The following is a 25242-nucleotide window of genomic DNA, read 5'->3' as shown; positions in this document are numbered from 1 at the left end:
GGCAAAGGCGCTTGGTCAGCAAATTCCCCTAACTCCTTTAATTAAATGAATTTTTTTCAAAAAGGATTTGACGACCTTCGGAGCGCTCTATACTATTCGTCGCACTTGTCGGGCACAGCCTAGCACTGGTTAAGAAGGTCGAGCAGGATTACGGTTTTGCGAAGACTGGAAAGCACTTAGTTTGTAGTTCTTTTAGAGTACAGATTAATAAGGCGCCCGTAGCTCAGCTGGATAGAGCATCCGCCTTCTAAGCGGATGGTCGCAGGTTCGAGTCCTGCCGGGTGCGCCATTAGGCAGCTTTGGCACAAGTAACGCGATATGGTGGGCGTAGCTCAGTTGGTAGAGCACGGGATTGTGACTCCCGTTGTCGTGGGTTCGATCCCCATCGTCCACCCCATATTTCGAAAGACGCCAGATGTAACAGTCTGGCGCCTTTGCTTTAAAAGCTTCATCCGCGGATGTGGTGGAATTGGTAGACACACTGGATTTAGGTTCCAGCGCCGCGAGGCGTAAGAGTTCGAGTCTCTTCATCCGCACCAAACAAGCTTCATTCATGCCGTTGGCTTGATGAGGTTCAACAAAGAAGTTAAACGGCTTTTTTGTTACGCAATATGGTGGGCGTAGCTCAGTTGGTAGAGCACGGGATTGTGACTCCCGTTGTCGTGGGTTCGATCCCCATCGTCCACCCCATATTTCGAAAGGCGCCAGATTTAACAGTCTGGCGCCTTTTTTGTTTTAGCGGTTTGAGAAATCGGCGACCGCGGTTTTCGGGTCGCAGGGCAGGGCGTTTCGTCGTATTGATGTTTCTGGATGATGCCGCGCTGCCCGCCGGTCTTGCTTGCAGGGTCGGCCGTCAGGGAATGATCGGCATCCCTTCTATATATAGAAGAGGTTGCCGCAGAGCCTTGGCGTGATTGGTTGTATTCGCCTGTGGTGCGCGATGCATTCGTGTATTCGCACCGATAAATTGCCTGCTGTTTTTTTACCCGTTTTCAGTAGGGTGACTTCTTGAGTTTGACCCACTAGAATGCATGCCCTTGATTCTGGGGTCGGAAACGGCCGGCTAACGTCTGTGCAACGAGGAATATCCATGCAAGTTTCTGTTGAAAATACTACTGCTCTTGAGCGCCGCATGAGCGTCACCGTGCCGGCTGAGCGCATTGAGAGCCAGGTCAACAAGCGTCTGCAGCAGACTGCCCAAAAGGCCAAGATTGCTGGCTTCCGTCCAGGCAAAGTGCCAATGAGCGAAATCAAGCGCCGTTTCGGTGCTGATGCTCGTCAGGAAGCTGTCGGCGACGTGATCCAGTCCTCCTTCTACGAAGCTGTGGTTGAGCAGAAGCTGAACCCGGCCGGTTCGCCGTCGATCGAGCCTAAGTCGCTCGAAGCGGGCAAGGACCTGGAATACGTCGCAGTGTTCGAAGTGTTCCCGGAGTTCACCGTTGCTGGCTTCGACGGCATCACCGTTGAGCGCCTGAGCGCTGACGTGGCTGACGCTGACCTGGACAAAATGCTCGACATCCTGCGCAAGCAGAACACCCGTTTTGAAGTGGCCGATCGCGCTGCCCAGAACGAAGACCAGCTGAACATCGATTTCGTTGGCAAGGTTGACGGCGAAGTATTCGCTGGCGGCTCCGCCAAAGGCACTCAGCTGGTACTGGGTTCCGGCCGCATGATCCCGGGCTTCGAAGAAGGTCTGGTTGGCGCTAAGGCTGGCGAAGAGCGCGTTCTGAACCTGACCTTCCCAGAGGACTATCAGAACCTGGACCTGGCTGGCAAAACCGCCGAGTTCACCGTGACCGTCAACACTGTGTCCGAGCCTAAGCTGCCTGAGCTGAACGAAGAGTTCTTCGCTCAATTTGGCATCAAGGAAAGCGGCATCGACGGTTTCCGCACCGAAGTTCGCAAGAACATGGAGCGTGAACTGCGTCAGGCGATCAAATCCAAGGTCAAGAATCAGGTAATGGACGGTCTGCTGGCCACCAACCCGATCGAAGTGCCTAAGGCTCTGCTGGCCAACGAAGTTGACCGTCTGCGCGTGCAGGCTGTTCAGCAGTTCGGCGGCAACATCAAGCCTGATCAACTGCCGGCCGAGCTGTTCGAAGAGCAAGCCAAGCGCCGCGTTGTGCTGGGTCTGATCGTTGCTGAAGTGGTCAAGCAATTCGACCTGAAGCCTGACGAAGCTCGCGTTCGCGAAATGATTCAGGAAATGGCTTCCGCTTACCAGGAGCCTGAGCAGGTCGTGTCGTGGTACTACAAGAACGAGCAGCAACTGAACGAAGTGCGTTCGGTTGTGCTGGAAGAACAAGTTGTGGATACTGTTCTGCAGAAAGCTAGTGTGACCGACAAGTCGGTCTCTTACGAAGAAGCAGTCAAGCCGGTAGAAGCTCCACAAGCCGACTGATTGTTTTTGCGTTAAGAAATACACACATAAGCCAGCTTTCGAGCTGGCTTATGCGTATTCAAGACATAACTATTTGGGAGTGACTGCAGAGCATGTTCCGTAATTCGTATATTCAGCAGAACTCTGATATCCAGGCCGCAGGCGGCCTGGTCCCGATGGTTGTCGAGCAGTCCGCTCGTGGCGAACGCGCCTACGACATCTATTCGCGCCTTCTCAAGGAGCGAGTGATCTTTCTGGTTGGGCCGGTAGAGGACTACATGGCCAACCTGATCTGTGCGCAACTGCTGTTCCTTGAAGCGGAAAACCCGGACAAGGACATCCATCTCTATATCAACTCCCCGGGCGGTTCGGTAACGGCTGGCATGTCGATCTACGACACCATGCAGTTCATCAAACCCAATGTGTCGACCACCTGCATCGGTCAGGCCTGCAGCATGGGCGCGTTCTTGTTGACCGCCGGTGCACCTGGCAAGCGTTTCTGCCTGCCGAACTCGCGTGTGATGATTCACCAGCCACTGGGCGGTTTCCAGGGCCAGGCATCGGATATCGAAATCCATGCCAAGGAAATCCTCTTCATCCGCGAGCGCCTGAACACGCTGATGGCCAAGCACAGTGGGCGTACCCTTGAAGAAATCGAGCGTGATACCAACCGCGATAACTTCATGAGTGCAGAAGCTGCGAAGGAATACGGCTTGATCGATGAAGTGATCAACCAGCGCCCAGCTTAAAATAAGCAACTCAAAATAGGCTTGGTCGGCGAGTCTGTTCGCCAGCGGGCTTGAAAAAGCCCGCAATAGCCTTCATCTTGTGTTGCAAGCCTATCGGATTTGGATCGAACGAATGACTGACACCCGCAACGGCGAGGACAACGGCAAGCTGCTCTATTGCTCCTTCTGTGGCAAAAGCCAGCATGAAGTGCGCAAATTGATTGCCGGCCCCTCGGTCTTTATCTGCGACGAGTGCGTCGACCTGTGCAATGACATCATCCGCGAGGAGGTGCAGGAAGCACAGGCCGAGAGCAGCGCGCATAAATTGCCTTCGCCTAAAGAAATCAGCGGCATCCTTGATCAATACGTCATTGGTCAGGAGCGTGCGAAAAAGGTTCTGGCCGTAGCGGTGTACAACCACTACAAGCGCCTTAACCAGCGTGACAAAAAGGCTGACGACGTCGAACTCGGCAAGAGCAACATCCTGCTGATCGGCCCGACAGGCTCCGGTAAAACCCTGCTGGCCGAAACACTGGCCCGCTTGCTGAACGTTCCGTTCACCATCGCCGACGCAACCACCCTCACCGAGGCGGGTTATGTAGGTGAAGACGTCGAGAACATCATTCAGAAGCTGCTGCAGAAGTGCGATTACGACGTAGAGAAAGCCCAGATGGGTATTGTCTACATCGATGAAATCGACAAGATTTCGCGCAAGTCCGACAACCCGTCGATCACCCGGGACGTTTCCGGTGAAGGCGTGCAGCAGGCCTTGCTCAAGTTGATCGAAGGCACGGTCGCTTCCGTACCGCCGCAAGGTGGCCGCAAGCATCCGCAGCAGGAATTCCTGCAGGTCGACACCCGTAACATCCTGTTCATCTGCGGTGGTGCGTTCTCGGGTCTGGAAAAGGTTATTCAAAACCGTTCCACCAAAGGCGGCATCGGTTTCAACGCAGAAGTGCGCAGCAAGGAAGAAGGCAAGAAAGTCGGTGAATCCCTGCGTGAAGTCGAGCCTGACGATCTGGTCAAGTTCGGTCTGATCCCGGAATTCGTCGGTCGTCTGCCGGTACTTGCGACGCTGGACGAGCTCGACGAGGCTGCGCTGATGCAGATCCTCACCGAGCCGAAAAATGCTCTGACCAAACAGTATGCCAAGCTGTTCGAGATGGAAGGCGTCGATCTGGAATTCCGTGCTGACGCGCTGAAATCCGTCGCCAAACGTGCCCTGGAACGCAAGACCGGTGCTCGTGGCCTGCGCTCGATTCTCGAAGGTGTATTGCTCGACACGATGTATGAAATCCCCTCGCAGTCTGAGGTGAGCAAAGTCGTGATCGATGAAAGCGTGATCGAAGGCAAGTCCAAGCCACTGTATATCTACGAAAACAGTGAGCCGGCAGCCAAGGCAGCACCGGACGCGTAAGCGTCCACCCTGCCGCAACAAAGAAGGGGCCTTCGGGCCTCTTTTTTTTTATGGCATTTTTTACATCCGCTTTGCGCTTGTTTTTTTTCAAGGCAGCCCCCATCTTGGTTTCAAGCTCAATTCCATCTGATTACGGCCATATGGCCGCCGTAGAGGCGAAATCATGAAGACAACCATCGAATTGCCTCTCCTGCCATTGCGTGATGTCGTGGTTTATCCGCACATGGTTATCCCACTGTTCGTGGGGCGCGAGAAATCCATCGAAGCCCTCGAGGCCGCGATGACGGGCGACAAGCAGATCCTGCTGCTGGCCCAGAGAAACCCGGCTGACGACGATCCCGGTGAAGACGCTCTCTATCGCGTAGGTACCATCGCTACCGTTCTGCAACTGCTCAAGCTGCCTGACGGCACTGTCAAAGTGCTGGTCGAAGGTGAACAGCGCGGTACTGTCGAGCGTTTCAGCGAAGTTGACGGCCACTGCCGCGCTGAAGTCTCGCTGATCGAAGAAGTCGACGCTGCCGAGCGCGAATCCGAAGTGTTCGTGCGCACACTGCTGTCGCAGTTCGAACAATATGTGCAGTTGGGCAAAAAAGTCCCGGCTGAAGTCCTGTCGTCGCTCAACAGCATCGATGAGCCGGGTCGTCTGGTCGACACCATGGCCGCGCACATGGCGCTGAAAATCGAGCAGAAGCAGGAAATCCTCGAAATCATCGATTTGTCGGCCCGGGTCGAGCACGTTCTGGCGCTGCTCGATGCCGAGATCGATCTGCTGCAAGTCGAAAAACGCATTCGTGGCCGCGTCAAAAAGCAAATGGAGCGCAGTCAGCGCGAGTACTACCTGAATGAGCAGATGAAGGCCATTCAGAAAGAACTCGGCGACAGCGACGAAGGCCACAACGAAATCGAAGACCTGAAAAAGCGTATCGACGCTGCCGGTCTGCCGAAAGACGCGTTGGCCAAAGCCACGGCCGAGCTGAACAAGCTCAAGCAAATGTCGCCGATGTCCGCTGAGGCCACCGTGGTGCGCTCGTACATCGACTGGCTGGTGCAGGTGCCGTGGAAGGCACAGAGCAAGGTACGCCTTGATCTGGCGCGCGCTGAAGACATTCTCGACGCCGACCACTACGGCCTCGAAGAGGTCAAGGAACGCATCCTTGAATACCTCGCCGTGCAAAAACGTGTGAAAAAAATTCGTGGCCCGGTGTTGTGCCTGGTCGGTCCTCCGGGCGTGGGTAAAACCTCGCTGGCCGAGTCGATCGCTCACGCCACCAACCGTAAATTCGTACGCATGGCCCTCGGTGGTGTGCGGGATGAAGCGGAAATTCGTGGTCACCGCCGGACTTACATCGGTTCGATGCCGGGAAGATTGATTCAAAAGATGACAAAAGTGGGCGTTCGCAACCCGCTGTTCCTGCTCGATGAAATCGACAAAATGGGCAGCGACATGCGTGGCGATCCGGCGTCGGCGTTGCTGGAAGTGCTCGATCCAGAGCAAAACCACAACTTCAACGATCACTATCTGGAAGTCGATTACGACCTGTCCGATGTGATGTTCCTGTGCACCTCGAACTCGATGAACATACCGCCGGCGCTGCTCGACCGCATGGAAGTCATCCGTCTGCCGGGCTACACCGAAGACGAAAAGATCAACATTGCCGTCAAATATCTCTCGCCAAAACAGATCACCGCTAACGGTCTGAAGAAAGGCGAGATTGAATTTGATGAAGAGGCGATCCGCGACATCATCCGTTACTACACCCGTGAAGCCGGTGTGCGTGGCCTCGAACGTCAGATCGCCAAGGTCTGCCGCAAGGCTGTGAAAGAGCACGCGCTGGAAAAACGCTTCTCGGTAAAAGTGACAGCTGACTTGCTGGAACACTTCCTCGGCGTGCGTAAATTCCGTTACGGTCTGGCTGAGCAACAGGATCAGATCGGTCAAGTGACCGGCCTTGCCTGGACTCAGGTTGGCGGCGAATTGCTGACCATCGAAGCCGCTGTCGTACCGGGTAAAGGTCAACTGATCAAGACCGGTTCGCTGGGTGATGTGATGGTCGAATCGATCACCGCAGCCCTGACCGTCGTGCGCAGCCGTGCCAAGAGCCTGGGCATTCCTGTGGACTTCCACGAGAAGCGCGACACGCACATTCACATGCCGGAAGGCGCGACCCCGAAAGACGGTCCTAGCGCCGGTGTAGGCATGTGCACGGCCTTGGTGTCGGCATTGACCGGCATTCCGGTGCGCGCTGATGTCGCCATGACCGGTGAAATCACATTGCGCGGTCAAGTGCTGGCAATTGGTGGTCTGAAGGAAAAACTGCTCGCGGCACACCGCGGTGGAATCAAGGTTGTGATTATTCCTGAAGAAAACGTACGTGATCTCAAGGAGATTCCGGACAACATCAAGCAGGATCTGCAGATTAAACCGGTTAAATGGATTGACGAGGTCCTGCAAATTGCGCTGCAATACGCGCCGGAGCCCTTGCCGGATGTGGCTCCGGAGATAGTTGCCAAGGATGAAAAACGTGAGTCTGATGCTAAGGAAAGAATTAGCACGCATTAGTATGCTTTTGCCTGGGTGGCTTCCTTGACAGCTTTTTAGAGCCCTTGTTATAAAGCGGCTCTTAAGTGTCTGTAGGCCATTCAGCACTCGTTTTTGCTTTCACCAAAAAACTTAGAATCATCTCAAAATAGATATAAGGGGACTTAGAGTGAACAAGTCGGAACTGATTGATGCTATCGCTGCATCCGCTGATATCCCGAAAGCTGCTGCTGGCCGTGCGCTGGACGCTGTAATCGAATCCGTCACTGGCGCTCTCAAGGCTGGCGACTCCGTTGTTCTGGTTGGTTTCGGTACGTTCTCCGTGACTGATCGTCCAGCTCGCGTTGGTCGTAACCCACAGACCGGCAAGACGCTGCAAATCGCTGCTGCTAAAAAACCAGGCTTCAAAGCCGGTAAAGCACTGAAAGAAGCGGTTAACTAAGTTCGTTACAAGTTTTTACCCATCCGGGTCGGGGTCATCCCTGACTTGGCAGCGGAGCGGTAGAGCAGGTCGCTGAAACAGGCGCCTGTAACGCCGGGATCGAGGGTTCGAGCCCTGTCCGCTCCGCCAGTTACGAGAAGGCGCATCCTCGGATGCGCCTTTCTTCTATCCGGATTCTACCCACGCTCCACGGTTGCCTAATTTGAAGTTCAACCGTTTCTGGGGGACGCATGCTGCAGAATATCAGGGACAATTCACAAGGCTGGATTGCCAAGACCATTATCGGGGCCATCATTTTGCTGATGGCTTTGACCGGTTTCGACGCCATTTTCCAGGCCACGACTCACAAGAACGAGGCGGCCCAGGTCAATGGTGAAGAGATCAGCCAGAACGAGCTAAGCCAGGCGGTTGATATGCAACGCCGTCAGCTGATGCAACAGCTGGGCAAAGATTTCGACGCTTCGCTGCTCGATGAAAAAATGCTTCGCGAATCGGCCCTCAAGGGTTTGATTGATCGCAAGCTGCTGCTGCAAGGCGCAGAACAATCGAAGTTCGCTTTCTCCGAAGGCGCTCTGGATCAGGTGATCCTGCAAACCCCTGAATTCCAGGTGGACGGCAAGTTCAGCTCCGATCGTTTCGACCAGGTGATCCGTCAACTGGGCTATAGCCGTATGCAATTCCGCCAGATGCTGGCTCAGGAAATGCTGATCGGCCAACTGCGTGCCGGTATCGGCGGCAGCGGTTTCGTCACCGACGCTGAAGTGTTGGCCTTTGCCCGTCTGGAAAAACAGACCCGCGATTTCGCCACCCTGAGCGTCAAAGCCGACCCAGCCTCGGTCAAGCTGACTGACGATGAGGTCAAGGCTTACTACGACGAACACGCCAAAGAGTTCATGACCCCGGATCAGGTGATCGTCGATTACGTTGAGCTGAAGAAGGCTTCGTTCTTCGACCAGGTCACCGTGAAAGATGAAGACCTGCAGGCGGCGTATCAGAAAGATATCGCCAACCTGTCGGAACAGCGTCGTGCCGCGCACATCCTGATCGAAGTGAACGACAAGACTACTGAAGCTCAGGCTAAAGCGAAGATCGAAGACGTCCAGGCGCGTTTGGCCAAGGGCGAGAAATTCGAAGCGCTGGCCAAGGAGTTCTCGCAGGATCCGGGTTCGGCCAACAATGGCGGTGACCTCGGTTTCGCAGGCCCTGGCGTCTACGACCCAGCCTTCGAAAAAGCCCTGTACTCGCTGAACAAGGATCAAGTCTCCGAGCCGGTTCGCACCGATTTCGGTTACCACCTGATCAAGCTGCTAGGTGTTGAAGCGCCAGAAGTGCCAACCCTGGCCAGCCTGAAAGACAAACTGACCCGTGATCTGAAAGCCGCGCAGGTTGAGCAGCGTTTCGTCGAGGCGACCAAGCAACTGGAAGACTCCGCGTTCGAAGCTTCCGACCTGGCCCAGCCAGCGGCGGATCTGAAACTGACCGTGCACACCTCCAAGCCGTTTGGCCGTGAAGGTGGCGAAGGTCTGGCGGCCAACCGTGCCGTGGTGACTGCTGCATTCAGCACTGAAGTGATTGATGAAGGCGCCAACAGCACCGCCATCGAGCTGGATCCGGATACCGTGGTTGTGTTGCGTGCCAAGGAACACCTGAAGCCTGCGCAATTGCCTCTGGAAAGCGTGAACGTGGCTATTCGCGCTCAACTGACCAAAGAGCACGCCAGCGCGGCTGCCAAGACTCAGGCCGAGAAGCTGATTGCTGATCTGCGTGAAGGCAAGGCAGTTGATGCGCAGAACTGGAAAGTCACCCAAGCGGCCACTCGTGCGCAGGAAGGTGTTGATCCGGCGGTTCTGCAGGCGTTGTTCCGTATGCCGAAGCCGGCTGCCAAGGACAAGCCTACGTTTAGCAGTGTGACGCTGCCGGACGGTAGTTTGATGATTGTGCGTCTGAATGGCGTGAATGAGGCGGCTGCACCGACGGATGAAGAGAAGGCGCAGTACCGTCGCTTCCTTGCGTCGCGTGAAGGTCAGCAGGACTTTGCGGCGTATCGTAAACAGTTGGAAGCTCAGGCTGAGATCAAGCGGTTTTGATCGTTGACTGAGTTTTAGAGAAAGCCCTGACGTACGTCGGGGCTTTTTTTTGGGCTTGGGGTTTTGGGTGTATATCCGTTTTTTGGGTGATGGCTGATTAGGGTTCCGCCCTTACGGCTGGTCACTTTTGGCAAACGCCCCAAAAGTAACCAAAAGGTCTGTGCCCTGACGTCCGGCCCTCGCTAAGGCTCGGGTTCCTTCGCTCCGGGTTCATTCGGGGGCATCGCCTACGGTTTGCTTCGCTGCACCTCCTCTCGATGCTTTCCCCGTATGAATCCCTCCACTCAGCCTCCCGACGGGCTCTAAGATCAAGATCAAAAGCAGGCGAGCTGACACTCGGCCTAGTGGTTGGCGTGGGTGCGCCGCGATTTTATATAGGGGCTGCCGAAGGCTGCGATCTTTTGATCTGGATTTGTAGGAGCAGAGCTTGCTCGCGAAGGCGGCCGACCAGACAACTATTATCTAACGGCATTAACCCAGTCCCACTGTGGGAGCTAGCCTGCTAGCGAAGGCGACCTATCAGCCAACCAAAGTCTAAATGCCTCAATCACCGTTACTTTGTTCGCGGAAACCCATGGGTTCTCGCTGTAACCGTCGCATACAGACTCAAAACCAACAACACGACCACAATCCACGGAAATACCCCAACCCCCAAATTATCCAGCAACAACCCCCCAGCCAATCCACCACCCGCAATTCCGACATTCCACAACGTCACCAACATCGATTGCGCAGTATCCGCAGCATCCTTCGCCGTTTTCGCCGAGGCTGTTTGCAGCAGCGAAGGCATCGCACCAAATGCGAGGCCCCAAACTGCCGTAGCGATATAGATCCCGCCGGCGGACTCGCGCCACAAACCCAACGCAATCGCCGACAGCATGAACAGTGCTGCGCTGATCAGTACCAATTCGCGTAGCCAGCGATCAATCAGGCTACCGACGATCCACAAGCTCAGCACCGACGCCAGGCCGAACACCAGCAGCACGCGGTCAACTGAGGTATCGAGTCCGGACGGTTGCAGGAACGGGGCGATGTAGGTGTAGAGCAGGTTGTGTGCGACGACGTAGGTCAAAGTCACGAACAGCACCGGTCGTACGCCCGGGAGGGTAAATACCTGACGCAATGGCAGACGTTTTCCTTCGGGTTCTCCGGCGAAGTCGGGGACTTGCCAGCGTACCCAGATCACTAGCAGCACGGTCAGGGCGGTCATGATGGCGAAGCTCAGGCGCCAGCCGATCAAGGTGCCGAGCAGGGTGCCGGCCGGGATGCCTAGGGACAGCGCGATGGGAGCGCCGAGCATAGCGACGGTGATGGCGCGGCCTTGCAGATGGGGGGCGACCATGCGGCTGGCGTAGCCGGCGAGTAGTGCCCAGAGCAGGCCGGCGAATATGCCGGCAATCAGGCGTGCGATCAGGGTCAGCCAGTACAACTCCGAAAGGGCGGTGATGCTGTTGGCGATGGCGAAGCCGCCGATGGCGGAGAGCAGCAGGGGGCGTCGGCGCCAGCTACGGGTGGCGAGGGTTAGTGGAATGGCGGCGAGTATTGAGCCGATGGCGTACATCGTCACCAGTTGTCCGATCAGTGCTTGGGAGACGTTCAAGCCGCTGCTCATTTGTGGCAGCAGGCCGGCGGGCAAGGCTTCGGTCATGACGGTGATGAACCCGGCGGTGGCCAGGGCCAGCAGGGCGCCGAGGGGTAAGCGTTCGCGTTGTTGCAGCGAAGCCTCAAGTGGGCGGCAGGTGAGTTGTGCGTCGTTCATGAGCATTCATCCGTGGGCAAAGGTCAACGAGTGCACAGGGTAGGGCGCTGCGACTTGGCGAAAAACAGGTTAAGGTTCCGAACATATCGGACACGGATGTCTTGAATCGGGAGGGTGTATGGATCGTCTTGGCAATATTGCGGTGTTTATTCAGGTCGCCGAGACGCGCAGTTTTACTGAAGCGGGGCGGTTGACCGGGGTGTCCTCATCGGCGGTCGGCAAGAGCATTGCGCGTTTGGAGGCGCGGCTGGGCGTGCGCTTGTTTCATCGCACCACGCGCAGTATCACGCTGACCAGCGAGGGAGCATTGTTCCTACAGCGTTGCCGTAAAATTCTCGCGGATGTTGAGGCAGCAGAGTTCGAACTGTGTGATGCCGCCGCACAACCGCATGGAAAATTGCGCATCAGTGTGCCGCAGGTGTTGGGTCTGGTTATGCCGGTGATGACTGAGTTCATGACGCTGTACCCGCAGATTGAACTGGATCTGGATTTGACCGATCGCATGGTCGACGTGGTTGAAGAGGGTTTCGATGCCGTGATCCGTACCGGCAAACCGCGTGACTCGCGGTTGATGGCGCGGCCGTTGGGCGAATTTCGAATGGTGTTGGTCGCCAGTCCCGCTTATCTGCAGCAGCGGGGTAGGCCGCAACGGCCTGCCGATCTGGCCGATCACGCCTGTTTGCGTCACATCTTTCACGCCACTGGCAAACTCGAGCCGTGGCCGCTACGGCGTGAGGAGGGTGCGGATGAGCCGAAATTGCCGACCCGGCTGGTGAGTACGTCCATTGAGGCGGTGAGCCACGCGGCGCTGGCGGGGATGGGCATTGCCTGCCTGCCGGATTTCATGAGCCGCGACGCGGAATCGCAGGGGTTGCTGCATCGGGTGCTGGATGCGCATCTGCAACATGTCGGGCAGTTCTGGGTGTTGTGGCCGTCGAGTCGCCACGCCACCGCGAAGTTGCGGGTTTTCATCGATCATTTGGCGTTGCGACTTTTTCCGGTAAATGAAGGTCGGATAGAGTTGTAACTGTTTCAAGACACTAATCCATACGGCGCGGGTCAGCGATCTGTTGCACAATACGCCCCGGACTGTTTTCCCCCAGGATGTTTAATGTTGATTTCCACTCCCTTGCGTGTTGTCGGTTTGGCGTTGTTGGTGGCTGCTGTCGCCGGCTGTTCGAAAGACAAGCCGATGTATGAGCATGAGAATTTCGACGATTCCGGCATGTTTTCGCGTAATTACCCGGTCGCCGACACCGCCAGTTGTGAAGCCGCACGGCGTGCGTTGCTCAGCCAGGGTTACATCATCACCAGCAGCGATCCGAAACTGGTCAGTGGCCACAAGAGCTTCCAGCAGACCGGCGATACGCACCTGGAAATCAGCTTCAACGTGGTCTGCGCCGAAGACAGCAGCGGCAAACATCACGCGACAATGTTCGCCAACGCCCTGCAGGATCGCTATGCGCTGAAGAAGACCAACAACTCGGCCAGCCTCGGTGTTGGCGTATTGGGCTCGGTGTCGATGCCGATCGGCTCGTCGGACGACTCGATGGTGAAAGTCGCCAGCGAGACAGTGATTTCGCAGAAGTTCTACGAGCGTTTCTTCACGTTGGTCGAACAGTTCCTGCCGGCGGATGCGAAGAAAGCGGCGCACATCGAAGAGAAGCCGAAGGCTGATCTGGGCGTGCCTGAGCCGAAACCTGTGGCTGCGCCATTGGCACCGGTGCCGGCGGCAGAAACCGCTCCAGCCCCGACGCCTGCTCCGGTTGCGACGCCTGCACCTGCTGCAGAACCGGCGCCGGCACCAGCCGAAGTTGCCCCGGTCAGCTCTGAACCTGTTGCCCCACCTGCGGAGTCCGCGCCAATCACCCCGGCTCCAGTCGCAGAACCCGCGCCAACACCGGAAGTGATCACGCCACCGGCCAATCCAACAGACATCCCGCCGCCGTCCGAGCCAATCCCGGCGATGCCAGCCTCCGGCCAGTAATCCAGCTCTAGCTTCTGTAGGAGCAAGGCTTGCCCGCGAATGCAATCTGTCAGCCAGCGTTTATGTTGAATGACACTCCGCTTTCGCGAGCAGGCTCGCTCCCACAGTGGTTTTTGGTGTGGCATAAGATTTCGTTACATTCCGCTGACGATAATCCCGCGATAAATTCCTGACCTGCTGCTACGTTTTATCCATGAAGGGCGCGTTTCATTTTTCCTTCACACGGGCACTTTATGCTCGGGGCATGGGTCGATTGATCAGGCCATTTTTCAGAGAGCAGTAGGGGGATTACGCAATGGATGACTATCAAGAAGAGCTGCTCGAATTTCACGCCTACGAACTGGATCAGCCTGAACCTGCTGAAGACGCTACCGAGCTGTAAGCGTCACGCGGTTTTACGGTGACTGCGGCGGAATTCGCCCGGTGTCTGGCCGCTCCAGCGTTTGAATGCACGCTGAAAAGCCTCGGCTGAGGCAAACCCCAGCAGGTAGGCGATTTCACCGAACGCCAGTTCCGTGTCGCGGATGTACGTCATCGCCAGATCACGGCGAGTGTCATTGAGGATCGCCCGAAACTGTGTGCCTTCCTCGGTCAGTTTGCGCCGCAATGTCCAGGTCGGCAGTTTCAGGCGCGCCGCCACTTCTTCCAGGTCGGGTTCCCGGCCACCATTCAACAATGGCCCCAACAACTGCGTGATGCGTTCACGCAGGCTGCGGGTGCGGGTCAGTTGTTCCAGTTCTCGCTCACACAATTGCAGCAAGTGCCGCCAGGTGCTCGGGCAGTGTTCGGGGTTACGTTGGGCGAGGCTGGTCAGGCTCAGGCGCAATTGATTACGCTCGGCACCGAACTGAATCGGGCATTCACCCAGCACGCTGTAAGCGTCGCGATAATCCGGCGCGTCGAACTCGATCTCGATGCGCTCGGCGCGCAGCGGTTCACGGCTGACACTGGCGAGCTGATGCAGCCATCCAGCGATAATCGAATCCACCACAAAACGGTTGTAGGCGTTGTACGGGCTGATCGAATAGAAACGCAGCCACGCGCCATTCGCGTCTTCGTGAAAACTTGATTGGCCACGATAGTTGGAGCCGTACAGCGGTTCGAAACGAATCAGGCAACGCGCCGCTTCACGCACGGTCGGCGCTTGTGCGGCGGTGACGCCAGCCAGCCCGGCCTGACTCAAGCGACTGAGCTGGCCCATGCGCAAACCCAGCGCCGCATCACCGGTCAGTTGAATCGCCGCATGGCCCAAACGCATGTAGCGCGGAATCGATAACCGCGCGCCAGCCTCGGCCAATCGCGCAGCATCCAGACCGTATTGCTCGAGCAAGGGCAGCGGATCGGCGTCATGACTGCGCACGGCATCGGCGAGGCTGTGCACGAAACCCACCGATAAATCGCCCAGACGCATCGGCTGCGGTTTCATGGCTTACAACCAGACGTTCAGCAAACGTGCGCCACGGGCCTCGCCGTCGGCGAACTGTTGGCCGTTGCTGCTGAGGAAGCTCTGCCCCGAACTCAACTTGTCCCAGAACTGCCCGCGCAGGAACACGCTCATGCCGGCCAGCGCGTTGTTGGCGGGCGGTTGCGCGGTGAGGGTCAGGCGATGCCAGGCCTGACCTTCGCTGACTTCGCCGGGTTTGAGGCTGACCGAACTCGGTGTACTCGAACCCTTGTAGCCGCCCCACGGTTGATCCCACACGTTGTGCCCGACGACAAACGCCGGCACCGCCACCAGTTGCGCGCCTTGCGCGTCGAGCATGCGGTAGTTGTCCGGATACCAGCTGTCGCTGCCGATCAGGATGCCGAGGCGCCCGGCCGGGGTGTCGACGACGTTGATGGCGTGTTGATCTTCGCCTTCAAGCACGTCGCGCTGATCGAAGATCGGGTGCATCTGCCGTTGTGGCTGGCCGAGCGGCACGCCGTCACGACCAAACACCACGCTGCTGTTGAACAGGGCGCCGCTGCCGGGTTTGAGTTGACCGTCACGAATACTCGGCTCGGGCAGCACGATGGAGCCGGCCACCAGCGTTACATGAAATTCCTTGGCCAGACCGCCGAACAGCGCCTGGTAATCCTTGGCCATCGACTTGGACTTCATGCGCAGATGCGCGTCGTTCAGTCGGTTGCTGCCCTTGGCCGTCAGCCACGCACGGGCAAACAACAACGGATTGCTCGCCGCCAGCCAGTTCATCGCTTCGGTGAGCGTGGGCGCCTGATACAGCTCGTCTTTTTCGCCGCTGATCATCAGCCAGGTGCCGACGTGCTCGGGCAATACGACGATTGTCTTGTCATTCAACAAGCCTTGATCCTGCGCTTGCTGAAGATACGCGGCGAGCTTGCGGTGCAGGCGCTCGGGGCTTTGATAGTCGGTGGGGTAGAGTTCGGGCTGGATGCCCAAGAGATTGCCACGGTCGGCGGGTGTGCCTTGATCGACCGCGAGTTTGATTCGCAGATCCGACAGGTAATGTCCCGCCGGGCGGTCTGCCGCCCACATGGCGTAGGAAGCAAGGACGGCCACGAGGGCCATGGAAAATGTCAGGTACAGAAGTTTGCGCATGAATTCCAACAGAACCGGGTGCATGGTGTGACGCGGGTCGATGATACCTCAATAGTGCCGGGCGAGGGCGCAGGCACGGGGCCATGCCTGCGCCTGACACTCATTGCAGAGCGCCGACGGCGTGGTGCGAACAGGCTGCCAGATCCTCGAGAAACGCTTCGAGAATGGGTGGCGGCGCGATGCCGCGCCGGGTGATCACGTCGAACGGCGAGACCAGTTGCAGGCTGTCCGGGGCCAATTGGTGCATCTCGCCGGTCTTGACCCATTGTCGGGCGAAATGGGCCGGCAGGAAGCCCAGGTAGGCACCGGAGATCAGCAGGATCGCCAGCGCCTCGATGTTATCCACCGTGGCCGCCGCTTTGCTCACGCCCAGGTGCTCAAGATCGTATTGCTGCATGTAACCGCGCACGACAATGCGACTCTCGGTAATCGCCTCGAGCAGTTCAGCCCCTTCGGCCTGGCTGCCATACAGCGGATGCCGGCGCCCGCAATACAAGCCCAGCGCTTCCTGATACAGCGGCGTGTGCAGCAGGCCCGGCACATGGATCGGGAAATGGCCGATGGCCAAATGCAGTCTGCCGTCGAGCACGCGTTCTTCGAGTTCGGCGGGGGTGCCGACGTACACATTGAGATGCACGTCATGGCCGCGAGAAACGAAACGCTGCGTCGTACGTGGCAGCGGCGAGTCGGGGTCGGTGATGGTGGTGTCGATGATGCCGAGGTTGAGCTTGCCGCTGATGTGCTGCTTGAGCACATCGGCGTCCATGCAGAAATTCTCCACCGCCGAGAGCAGGCGCTGGGTCGCTTCATGGATGGCCACGCCTTGCTCGGTCAGGCGAAAACCGCCGCGTCCGCGCTGACAAAGCTTCACCCCAAGACGGGTTTCCAGGTGCGACATCTGTTCGCTGATGGTCGACTGACCGGCATTCAACGCCGCCTGCGCTGCGGAGAAACCGCCGCAACGAACAATCGTGGCAAACACCCTGAGCAACTTCAAATCGACATCGTGCAGCTGAATCACCTGGAACCTCCCGCGTGTGGATGCATCGGTAATGCCGATATGAGTATCTGATGTTTGGCATTTTTTCCACGAAAACCTGCGCCCATAGTCACTGCAACGACGGTCGCCTTGCAGTCCGCCGAGCCGATAACAACAAGTGGAGAGGCTTGAAATGTCCAATAACGGTTATGAATCCGGGCGCCTGAACCTGCCATTCGTGGGGCATTGCACCTTCGGCAAATCACCGGTGTGCACCGACTGGGACGCGCTCGATGCCGATGTCGCAGTACTCGGCGTGCCCAACGATATGGGCACCCAATGGCGCTCCGGCGCACGTTTCGGGCCACGCGGTATACGCGAGGCGTCGACGCTGTTCTCCTTCGGTCACGCCGGTGCCTACGATCACGAAGATGACGTGATGTACCTGACCGCCGCCGATGTGCGCATGGTCGACGTCGGTGATGCCGACATCGTCCACACCGATATGGTCACCAGCAATCTCAACACCGAATACGCGGTGCGCAAGATCCTCGATGCCGGTGTCATGCCGGTGGTGCTTGGCGGCGATCACTCGGTGCACGCGCCGGTGATAAAGGCATTCGAGGGACGCGGGCCGATTCACATCATTCACTTCGATGCGCACCTGGACTTCGTCGATGAGCGCCACGGCGTTCGTTATGGCCATGGCAACCCGCTGCGCCGCGCCTCGGAAATGAACCACATTGTCGGTATGACCCAAATGGGCATCCGCAACGTGTCCTCGTCCAATCGTGATGACTACGAAGCGGCCCATGCGGCGGGTTCGAAGATCCTCTCGGTGCGCGACGTACGCCGCCTAGGGGTGGAAGGCGTGTTGGCGCTGATCCCGCAGAACATCAACTACTACATCACCATCGACATCGACGGTTTCGACCCGTCCATCGCCCCCGGCACCGGCACGCCGAGCCACGGCGGTTTCCTCTATTACGAAGTGCTGGAAATCATTCAGGCGCTGGCCAAACGCAGCCAAGGCAACATCGTCGGCATGGATCTGGTGGAGGTGGCGCCGGTGTATGACCCGACCGGCATGACCTCGATTCTGGCCGCGCAACTGCTGCTGAACAGCATCGGTTTCATCTTCCACGAACGGGCCAAAGTGCGCGCCGCCGACAGCGTTGCCACCCCCGCCTGAGCCGTCCGGCAGAGAGAATAAACATGGACACGATCGTCAAGCAGTACCTGCAGAAATTCGGAGTATCCGAAGCAACGCAAACCTTCCTTGGCAAGGCGCAGAAGTTGTTTATCGGTGGCGCGTTTGTCGATGCCAGCGACGGGCAAACCGCCGATGTCATCGAGCCGTCGACCGCTGGCCTGATCACGCGAATTCCGATGGGCACCGTCGAAGATCTCGATCGCGCAGTGCAAGCGGCGCGCGCGCAGTTCGACGGCGGTGCGTGGCGCCAGGCAAAACCGGCAGAACGCGAACGCTTGATCCAGCGTCTGGCAGATCTGATTGAGCAGAACGCCGTCGAACTGGCAGAAATCGAATCAATCGACATGGGCAAGTCGGTGGCCTTCGCCAAGGACGTCGATATTCAGGGCACCGTCGATACTCTGCGCTACTTCGCCGGGTGGGCGACCAAACTTCACGGGCGTACGGTCGAGCCTTCGCTGCCCGGCAACTATCTGGCGTATACGCGCAAAGAAGCCGTGGGCGTGGTCGGCGCAATCGTGCCGTGGAATTTCCCGCTGCAAACCATGGCCTGGAAACTCGGCGCGGCGCTGGCCGCCGGTTGCACGGTGGTGGTCAAACCGGCCGAACTGACCTCGCTGTCGGCGTTGCGTTTTGCCGAATTGGTGAAGGAAGCCGGGATCCCCGCCGGCGTCATCAACATCGTCTGCGGGCGCGGCACCGTGGTCGGCGCGGCGATGGCCTCGCACCCGGGCATCGACAAATTGACCTTCACCGGCTCGACGCCGGTCGGCCGTACGGTCGGGCGTGCAGCCGTCGACGAAATGAAGCGACTGACGCTGGAACTCGGCGGAAAATCGCCAGTAATCGTCTTCGCCGATGCGGACATTCCGGCGGCAGCACAAGCGGTCGCCAATGGCGTGTTTTTCAACTCGGGACAGGTCTGTGATGCCGGCACTCGCGCCTATGTGCATCGCAGCGTCTACGAACAATTCCTCGGTGAACTGATTGCCTACACGCGCACATTGAAGATCGCCCCGGGGCTGGATCCCGACTGTTTTATCGGCCCGTTGGTCTCGGCCGTACAACAGCAGCGCGTGCGCGATTACATCGAGACCGGCAAGCAGGAGGGCGCCGAACTGGTCTATGGCGGCCAACCGATTGAAGGCCCTGGCTTCTTTGTAGAACCGACGATTTTTGCCCATTGCCGCAACGACATGCGCATTGTTCAGGAGGAGATTTTCGGCCCGGTGCTGGTGACCGCGCCGTTCGACGATGACGAAGAAGCGCTGGCGCTGGCCAATGACTCGGCATTCGGCCTCGCGGCGGCGCTGTATTCCAATGATCTGGGCAAGGTGCACAGCCTGATTCCGCGTTTGCGGGCCGGTTCGGTTTACGTCAACGCCCACGGCACTCTCGATCCGTCGATGCCGTTCGGTGGCTACAAACAGTCCGGTTTCGGCAAGGATCTCGGCGCCGAGCAACTCGACTATCTGCTCGAAACCAAAGCGGTCTGGATCACGCTGCCCTGACCCGGCAGGCCTCAAGGAGAAAGCACTGAACAACCCCTCTCCACGGGGGAGGGGCAACCCGAAAGGATGCCGTTACTTCGTCATGATCTTCCAACAATAAGAGCCCATCATGAACATAGAAGCCAAAGCCGCTCCTGGTGTGTCACTCCTCGGCGACAAACCTGTCGTCGAGGGTCATTCGATCGATTTCATTCCGGAAAACGAACGCACCGACAAGTTATCGAGTCAGGGGCCGTTCTGGTTTCTGGGCAACTTCACTTTCTTCACCATGACCATCGGTTTCGTTGGCCCGAGTGTCGGGCTGACCGCGCTCTGGACGACGCTCGCCGGCACGCTGGGCATCATGTTCGGCACACTGTTCATGGCGTTTCATGGCTCGCAAGGCCCGCACCTTGGGTTGCCGCAAATGATCCAGTCGCGGGCGCAGTTCGGTTATCGCGGGGTGATTCTGGTGCTGCTGGCGACACTGTTTGTGTTCGCCGGTTTCAACATCGTCAATCTGGTGTTGATGATGCAGGGCATGCACACGTTGTTCGGTTTCGAGCCATGGTTGGTTGCCGTGGCAGTGACGATTCCGGCGGCGATTCTGGCGATCCTCGGCCATGACTGGATGCACCGCAGTTTCAAATGGGCGTTGTGCCTGTCGATTCCGTTGTACGGTCTGGTGACGTTGGCCGTGCTGATGGGCTGGGTGCCGGATGCGCCGCTGCCCGTGCTCGCCGCCGGGGACATCGCGCCACCGCCACTGGGGTTTAACTGGACCGGTTTCATCGCGCAGTTTGCCGCCGCCGCCAGCTACAACATCGCTTACGCGCCTTACGTCTCGGACTATTCGCGGTATCTGCCGAAGAACACCTCCAGCGGCAAGCTGATTGCCGTGGTGTTTGTTGGCGCCTCGTTGTCCGGCGCGTGGATGATTTCCGTGGGCGGCTGGCTCGCCGATCACCTGCATTCCACCGACGTGCTGGTGGCGCTCGGACAGGTCGGCAATGTGATGTCGCCACTGGTTGGCACGGCCGTGGTGGTGATCACGATTCTGGCGATCCTGCCGGTGATTGCGATGAACATCTACAGCGCCAAACTGACAACGCTGACGTGCGTCGACTCGATCAAAAAAATCCAACCCACACGCAAGGCACGGGTGCTGGCGATCACCTTCGTGATCCTCCTGCAATTGGGCGTGGCGCTGAGTATTCAGAGCACGGGCAAAGGTTTGTCGGTGCTGGGGATTTACCTGGTGGTGATGCTGTACTTCCTGGTGCCCTGGACGTCGGTCAACCTCACTGACTACTTCTTCGTGCGCAAGGGCCGCTACGCGATCCCGCACTTCTTCATGCCCAAGGGCAACATCTACGGCAGCTGGGGCGTGCGCGGCATTGCCGCGTACGCCATCGGGTTTGTCGCGATGATCCCGTTTTTCTACATCTACGACGGCGTTGAACAGCGCGAGGTGTATGTCGGCCCGCTCGCCAGAGCGCTGGGCAGCATCGACATCGCCTGGCTGGTCGGGTTGATCGTTTCGGGGCTGGCGTATTACTGGTTCAGCCGCTCGATCGACCTGGCGAGTGAAGAAACCGTGATCCGCCAGATCGAAAAAACCTCTCCGCAATACACCACCGGCGACTCGCTGACGCGACGCGTGTCGCCTGCAATCAAGCCATCGACGGCCGGGAGATAAGCATGGCTACGCAAAAATACGACTACATCATCATCGGTGCCGGCTCCGCCGGTTGTGTATTGGCCAACCGCTTGAGCGAAGACCCGGACACCTCGGTGCTGGTGCTGGAATTCGGTGGCAGCGATCGCAGTGTGGTGATCCAGATGCCGAGTGCTTTTTCGATTCCGATGAACACCAAAAAATACAACTGGCGCTATGAAACCGAACCGGAGCCATTCCTCAACGGACGGCGCATCCATTGCCCGCGCGGCAAGGTGCTGGGTGGTTCTTCATCGATCAATGGGCTGGTCTACATTCGCGGTCACGCCTGCGATTTTGACGAGTGGGAATCCCTCGGTGCGCAAGGCTGGGGCTACCGCAATTGCCTGCCGTATTTCAAACGTGCCGAGCACTATGAAGCAGGCGGCGACAACTATCGCGGGCAGACCGGGCCGTTGCACACCACCAACGGCAACCACATGAAAAATCCGCTGTACGGCGCGTGGGTGCAGGCCGGCGCCGAGGCGGGTTACATCAAGACCGACGATTGCAACGGCTACATGCAGGAAGGCTTCGGCGCGATGCACATGACCGTGAAAAACGGTGTGCGCTGTTCAACGGCCAACGCCTATTTGCGCCCGGCGATGGAGCGCCCGAACCTCACCGTGATCACCCACGCGATGACCCGGCAGATCCTCCTCGACGGTAAACGTGCGGTCGGCGTCAGCTATGACCACAACGGGCAGACGCACGAGGTCTATTGCCGGCGCGAAGTAGTGGTTTCGTCCGGGCCAATCGGCTCGCCGCACCTGCTGCAACGCTCCGGCATCGGCCCGGCCGACGTGCTGCGCAAGGCCGGCATCGAGGTGCGCCACGATCTGCCCGGTGTCGGTGAAAACCTGCAGGATCACGCCGAGGTGTACATCCAGTTCAGTTGCAAGGAACCGGTGACCCTCAACAGCAAAATGGATCCGCTGAGCAAATTGCTCATCGGTTTGCGCTGGCTGCTGTTCAAGGATGGCCTCGGCGCGACCAACCATTTCGAGGCTGGCGGGTTTATCCGTTCGGACAAGGGTTTGCGCTGGCCGGACATCCAGTTTCACTTCCTGCCGGCGGCCATGCGTTACGACGGCAACAAGCCGATCAAGGGCCATGGCTTTATGGTGCTCACCGGGCCGAATAAGCCCAAAAGTCGCGGCTATGTGCGCGCACGCTCGGCGGATCCGTACGAACATCCGCAGATCCAGTTCAATTACCTGCAACGCGAAGAAGACCGCGAAGGTTTTCGCCGCTGTATCCGCCTGACCCGGGAGATCATCGGCCAGAAAGCCATGGATCGTTTCCGCGACAGCGAGATCGCTCCCGGCGTTTTGGTTAACAGCGACGAAGACCTCGATGCCTTCGTCCGCGAAAACCTCGAAAGCACCTATCACCCGTGCGGCTCCTGTCGAATGGGCGAGGACGCGCTGGCGGTGGTGGACTCCGAACTGCGCGTGCACGGCCTCGATGGCCTGCGCGTGATCGATTCGTCGGTGTTCCCGAGCGAGCCGAACGGCAACCTCAATGCTCCGACCATCATGCTCGCCGAACGCGCCAGTGATCTGCTGCGCGGGCGGGCGATGTTGCCGCCGTCAGAGGCGCCGGTGGGGTTGGTGCAGGATTGGGAGAACAGCCAGCGCACATCGTTGCCAGGGCGCAATGTCCGGGTTTAGCTGTTCGAGTGATCCAGCGCCGACGTAGGTGGTGTGCATTTAGATCATTAAGTTGTCAGTTACGGTCATTGAGTGATCACGGTGCGGCTCTTAGTCTGTCGAACATGACTGACGGGGGACGCAGAGCTCCCGCAACTTTTCCGTGATTGCTCGTTGTGGAGTTACCGATGACCGCCGCTCATTACCCGCACCTGTTGGCCCCGCTGGATCTGGGATTCACCACGCTGCGCAACCGCACCCTGATGGGCTCGATGCACACCGGCCTGGAAGAAAAACCGGGCGGTTTCGAGCGCATGGCGGCGTACTTCGCTGAGCGTGCGCGCGGCGGTGTTGGCCTGATGGTGACTGGCGGGATCGGCCCGAATGACGAGGGCGGCGTTTATTCTGGTGCGGCCAAGCTGACCACCGAAGAAGAAGCGCTCAAGCACCGCATCGTCACCCGCGCGGTGCATGACGCGGGCGGCAAGATCTGCATGCAGATTCTCCACGCCGGTCGTTATGCCTACAGCCCGAAACAAGTGGCACCGAGCGCGATTCAGGCGCCGATCAATCCGTTCAAACCGAAAGAGCTGGACGAGGAAGGCATCGAGAAGCAGATCAGTGATTTCGTCACTTGCTCGGTGCTGGCGCAAACCGCCGAGTACGACGGCGTCGAAATCATGGGCTCGGAAGGTTATTTCATTAACCAGTTCCTCGCCGCGCACACCAACCACCGTACCGACCGTTGGGGCGGCAGCTACGAAAACCGTATGCGCCTGCCGGTGGAAATCGTCCGCCGTGTGCGCGAAGCGGTGGGCCCGAACTTCATCATCATTTTCCGTCTGTCGATGCTCGACCTGGTCGAGGGCGGCAGCACCTGGGATGAGATCGTCACCCTGGCCAAAGCCATTGAGCAGGCCGGCGCGACCATCATCAACACCGGCATCGGCTGGCACGAAGCGCGGATTCCGACCATCGCCACCAAAGTGCCGCGTGCCGCGTTCAGCAAGGTCACTGCCAAGCTGCGTGGTTCGGTGAGCATTCCGTTGATCACCACCAACCGCATCAACACCCCGGAAATCGCCGAGCAGATTCTCGCTGAAGGCGATGCCGACATGGTCTCGATGGCGCGGCCGTTCCTCGCTGATCCGGACTTCGTCAACAAGGCTGCTGAAGGCCGCGCCGACGAAATCAACACCTGCATCGGTTGCAACCAGGCGTGCCTCGATCACACCTTCGGCGGCAAGCTGACCAGTTGCCTGGTCAACCCGCGTGCCTGCCACGAGACCGAACTCAACTATCTGCCGGTGCAGCAGATCAAGAAGATTGCCGTGGTCGGTGCTGGCCCTGCCGGTTTGTCTGCCGCGACCGTGGCCGCCGAGCGTGGCCATCAGGTGACCTTGTTCGATTCGGCCAGCGAAATCGGCGGTCAGTTCAACATCGCCAAGCGTGTGCCGGGCAAAGAAGAGTTTTTCGAAACCCTGCGCTACTTCAAGCGCAAGCTGCAAACCACCAATGTTGAGGTGTGCCTGAACACTCGCGTTGATGTGGCCAAACTGGTTGAAGGCGGCTACGACGAAATCATCCTCGCCACCGGCATCGCCCCGCGTCTGCCGGCGATTCCCGGCGTTGAGAACGCCAAGGTGTTGAACTACATCGACGTGATCCTTGAGCGCAAACCGGTTGGCAAGCGTGTCGCGGTGATCGGTGCGGGCGGCATCGGTTTTGACGTCTCGGAATTCCTTGTTCATGAAGGCGTTGCGACCAGTCAGGATCGCGCCGCGTTCTGGAAAGAATGGGGCATCGACACGAAACTGGAAGCACGCGGTGGCGTCGCCGGGATCAAAGCGGCGCCGCATGCACCGGCGCGTGAAGTGTTCCTGTTGCAGCGCAAGAAAACCAAGGTCGGCGACGGTCTGGGTAAAACCACTGGCTGGATTCACCGTACCGGTTTGAAGAACAAGCAGGTGCAGATGCTCAACAGCGTGGAATACCTGAGCATTGATGATGACGGTCTGCACATTCGCATCGGCGAAACCGGCGAGCCGCAACTGCTGGCGGTGGACAACATCGTGATTTGCGCGGGGCAGGATCCGTTGCGTGAGCTGCACGATGGTCTGGTCGCGGCGGGGCAGAATGTGCACCTGATCGGCGGCGCGGATGTCGCGGCAGAGCTGGATGCCAAACGCGCGATCAATCAAGGCTCGCGCCTCGCCGCTGAACTGTAAACACCCACTGTAGGAGCTGCCGCCGGCGGCCCTATTTTGTTTTTTTTTTTTTTAATCAATATAA

Annotated in this window: 17 protein-coding genes and 4 tRNA genes; 17 read left to right on the top strand and 4 right to left on the bottom strand. The window is 58.4% G+C overall.

All coding sequences use genetic code 11. From position 1 onward, the window contains the following. The first annotated feature begins 212 nt into the window (after positions 1-212). The 10 genes from QMX93_RS16325 to QMX93_RS16280 all read left to right on the top strand — a co-directional run bounded on the left by QMX93_RS16325 (position 213) and on the right by QMX93_RS16280 (position 9593). Positions 213-289 (top strand) — tRNA-Arg (locus QMX93_RS16325). Between the two features lie 32 nt (positions 290-321). Further along, positions 322-397: transfer RNA gene (locus tag QMX93_RS16320), tRNA-His, on the top strand. 57 nt (positions 398-454) lie between these two features. Continuing rightward, positions 455-539, top strand: a tRNA-Leu gene (locus tag QMX93_RS16315). Positions 540-614: 75 nt separating this feature from the next. Continuing rightward, positions 615-690 (top strand) — tRNA-His (locus QMX93_RS16310). Positions 691-1090: 400 nt separating this feature from the next. Continuing rightward, positions 1091-2401 carry a trigger factor gene (tig, locus tag QMX93_RS16305; protein WP_053121796.1) on the top strand — a complete coding sequence of 437 codons (1311 nt, stop codon included), beginning with the start codon at positions 1091-1093 and terminating at the stop codon, positions 2399-2401. A gap of 92 nt (positions 2402-2493) precedes the next feature. Further along, on the top strand, positions 2494-3129 hold the full coding sequence (gene clpP / locus QMX93_RS16300; protein WP_007951559.1) for an ATP-dependent Clp endopeptidase proteolytic subunit ClpP: 636 nt from the start codon (positions 2494-2496) through the stop codon (positions 3127-3129). A 112-nt stretch (positions 3130-3241) separates the two neighbouring features. Then, on the top strand, positions 3242-4525 hold the full coding sequence (gene clpX, locus QMX93_RS16295) for an ATP-dependent Clp protease ATP-binding subunit ClpX (protein WP_053121794.1): 1284 nt from the start codon (positions 3242-3244) through the stop codon (positions 4523-4525). A 163-nt stretch (positions 4526-4688) separates the two neighbouring features. After that, positions 4689-7085 carry an endopeptidase La gene (gene lon / locus QMX93_RS16290; protein ID WP_053121792.1) on the top strand — a complete coding sequence of 799 codons (2397 nt, stop codon included), beginning with the start codon at positions 4689-4691 and terminating at the stop codon, positions 7083-7085. 148 nt (positions 7086-7233) lie between these two features. Then, the gene (locus QMX93_RS16285) at positions 7234-7506 is read left to right on the top strand and encodes an HU family DNA-binding protein (protein WP_008077714.1); all 273 of its coding nucleotides are present in this window, start codon (positions 7234-7236) and stop codon (positions 7504-7506) included. Positions 7507-7736: 230 nt separating this feature from the next. Further along, a complete protein-coding gene (locus QMX93_RS16280) occupies positions 7737-9593 on the top strand; it encodes a SurA N-terminal domain-containing protein (RefSeq protein WP_282357040.1) in 1857 nt (618 codons plus the stop codon). Between the two features lie 553 nt (positions 9594-10146). Here QMX93_RS16280 and QMX93_RS16275 read toward each other — a convergent pair. Beyond that, positions 10147-11352, bottom strand: coding sequence for an MFS transporter (locus QMX93_RS16275; RefSeq protein WP_282357039.1), 1206 nt, complete (start codon positions 11350-11352; stop codon positions 10147-10149). 118 nt (positions 11353-11470) lie between these two features. Here QMX93_RS16275 and QMX93_RS16270 point away from each other — a divergent pair, with 118 nt between their 5' ends. Together QMX93_RS16270 and QMX93_RS16265 are read left to right on the top strand one after the other, a co-directional pair. Then, positions 11471-12379: a LysR family transcriptional regulator gene (locus tag QMX93_RS16270; RefSeq protein WP_282357038.1), complete on the top strand. Its 909-nt coding sequence runs from the start codon at positions 11471-11473 to the stop codon at positions 12377-12379. 84 nt (positions 12380-12463) lie between these two features. Beyond that, positions 12464-13339, top strand: a complete 876-nt coding sequence (locus tag QMX93_RS16265; RefSeq protein WP_212545715.1) for a DUF2242 domain-containing protein — start codon at positions 12464-12466, stop codon at positions 13337-13339. A gap of 385 nt (positions 13340-13724) precedes the next feature. On the opposite strand, the gene QMX93_RS16260 is transcribed toward QMX93_RS16265, so the two are convergent. The 3 genes from QMX93_RS16260 to QMX93_RS16250 all read right to left on the bottom strand — a co-directional run bounded on the left by QMX93_RS16260 (position 13725) and on the right by QMX93_RS16250 (position 16920). Beyond that, positions 13725-14765, bottom strand: coding sequence for an AraC family transcriptional regulator (locus QMX93_RS16260; RefSeq protein ID WP_053121778.1), 1041 nt, complete (start codon positions 14763-14765; stop codon positions 13725-13727). 3 nt (positions 14766-14768) lie between these two features. Further along, positions 14769-15899, bottom strand: a complete 1131-nt coding sequence (locus QMX93_RS16255; protein ID WP_282357035.1) for a carbon-nitrogen hydrolase family protein — start codon at positions 15897-15899, stop codon at positions 14769-14771. Positions 15900-15999: 100 nt separating this feature from the next. Then, the gene (locus tag QMX93_RS16250; protein ID WP_053121776.1) at positions 16000-16920 is read right to left on the bottom strand and encodes a LysR family transcriptional regulator; all 921 of its coding nucleotides are present in this window, start codon (positions 16918-16920) and stop codon (positions 16000-16002) included. 151 nt (positions 16921-17071) lie between these two features. On the opposite strand from QMX93_RS16250, the gene speB reads away from it, so the two are divergent. The 5 genes from speB (at position 17072) to QMX93_RS16225 (ending at position 25178) form a co-directional block, all read left to right on the top strand. Then, entirely contained in the window at positions 17072-18070 is a 999-nt protein-coding gene (gene speB / locus QMX93_RS16245) for an agmatinase (RefSeq protein WP_053121774.1), read from the top strand. A gap of 23 nt (positions 18071-18093) precedes the next feature. Then, positions 18094-19602 (top strand): aldehyde dehydrogenase family protein, encoded by a 1509-nt coding sequence (locus tag QMX93_RS16240; RefSeq protein WP_282357031.1) that lies wholly within the window; start codon positions 18094-18096, stop codon positions 19600-19602. A 109-nt stretch (positions 19603-19711) separates the two neighbouring features. Beyond that, the gene (locus QMX93_RS16235; RefSeq protein WP_282357029.1) at positions 19712-21280 is read left to right on the top strand and encodes a cytosine permease; all 1569 of its coding nucleotides are present in this window, start codon (positions 19712-19714) and stop codon (positions 21278-21280) included. A gap of 2 nt (positions 21281-21282) precedes the next feature. Continuing rightward, on the top strand, positions 21283-22971 hold the full coding sequence (betA, locus tag QMX93_RS16230) for a choline dehydrogenase (protein ID WP_212545719.1): 1689 nt from the start codon (positions 21283-21285) through the stop codon (positions 22969-22971). A 167-nt stretch (positions 22972-23138) separates the two neighbouring features. Then, entirely contained in the window at positions 23139-25178 is a 2040-nt protein-coding gene (locus QMX93_RS16225) for an NADPH-dependent 2,4-dienoyl-CoA reductase (protein WP_053121765.1), read from the top strand. Positions 25179-25242: the final 64 nt, after the last annotated feature.

The sequence above is a fragment of the Pseudomonas sp. PS01303 genome, from assembly GCF_029959385.1.
Classification (GTDB): Bacteria; Pseudomonadota; Gammaproteobacteria; order Pseudomonadales; family Pseudomonadaceae; genus Aquipseudomonas; species Aquipseudomonas rustica.
Note: the sequence above shows the minus strand (reverse complement) of the source record. Positions and strands in the feature narration are given on the sequence as shown.

Excerpts from the sequence above, each read along its gene's own strand:
- tig (WP_053121796.1), top strand. The coding sequence starts at position 1,091 with ATGCAAGTTTCTGTTGAAAATACTACTGCTCTTGAGCGCCGCATGAGC.
- clpP (WP_007951559.1), top strand. The coding sequence starts at position 2,494 with ATGTTCCGTAATTCGTATATTCAGCAGAACTCTGATATCCAGGCCGCA.
- clpX (WP_053121794.1), top strand. The coding sequence starts at position 3,242 with ATGACTGACACCCGCAACGGCGAGGACAACGGCAAGCTGCTCTATTGC.
- lon (WP_053121792.1), top strand. The coding sequence starts at position 4,689 with ATGAAGACAACCATCGAATTGCCTCTCCTGCCATTGCGTGATGTCGTG.
- QMX93_RS16280 (WP_282357040.1), top strand. The coding sequence starts at position 7,737 with ATGCTGCAGAATATCAGGGACAATTCACAAGGCTGGATTGCCAAGACC.
- QMX93_RS16275 (WP_282357039.1), bottom strand. The coding sequence starts at position 11,352 with ATGAACGACGCACAACTCACCTGCCGCCCACTTGAGGCTTCGCTGCAA.
- QMX93_RS16270 (WP_282357038.1), top strand. The coding sequence starts at position 11,471 with ATGGATCGTCTTGGCAATATTGCGGTGTTTATTCAGGTCGCCGAGACG.
- QMX93_RS16265 (WP_212545715.1), top strand. The coding sequence starts at position 12,464 with ATGTTGATTTCCACTCCCTTGCGTGTTGTCGGTTTGGCGTTGTTGGTG.
- QMX93_RS16260 (WP_053121778.1), bottom strand. The coding sequence starts at position 14,765 with ATGAAACCGCAGCCGATGCGTCTGGGCGATTTATCGGTGGGTTTCGTG.
- QMX93_RS16255 (WP_282357035.1), bottom strand. The coding sequence starts at position 15,899 with ATGCGCAAACTTCTGTACCTGACATTTTCCATGGCCCTCGTGGCCGTC.
- speB (WP_053121774.1), top strand. The coding sequence starts at position 17,072 with ATGTCCAATAACGGTTATGAATCCGGGCGCCTGAACCTGCCATTCGTG.
- QMX93_RS16240 (WP_282357031.1), top strand. The coding sequence starts at position 18,094 with ATGGACACGATCGTCAAGCAGTACCTGCAGAAATTCGGAGTATCCGAA.
- QMX93_RS16235 (WP_282357029.1), top strand. The coding sequence starts at position 19,712 with ATGAACATAGAAGCCAAAGCCGCTCCTGGTGTGTCACTCCTCGGCGAC.
- betA (WP_212545719.1), top strand. The coding sequence starts at position 21,283 with ATGGCTACGCAAAAATACGACTACATCATCATCGGTGCCGGCTCCGCC.
- QMX93_RS16225 (WP_053121765.1), top strand. The coding sequence starts at position 23,139 with ATGACCGCCGCTCATTACCCGCACCTGTTGGCCCCGCTGGATCTGGGA.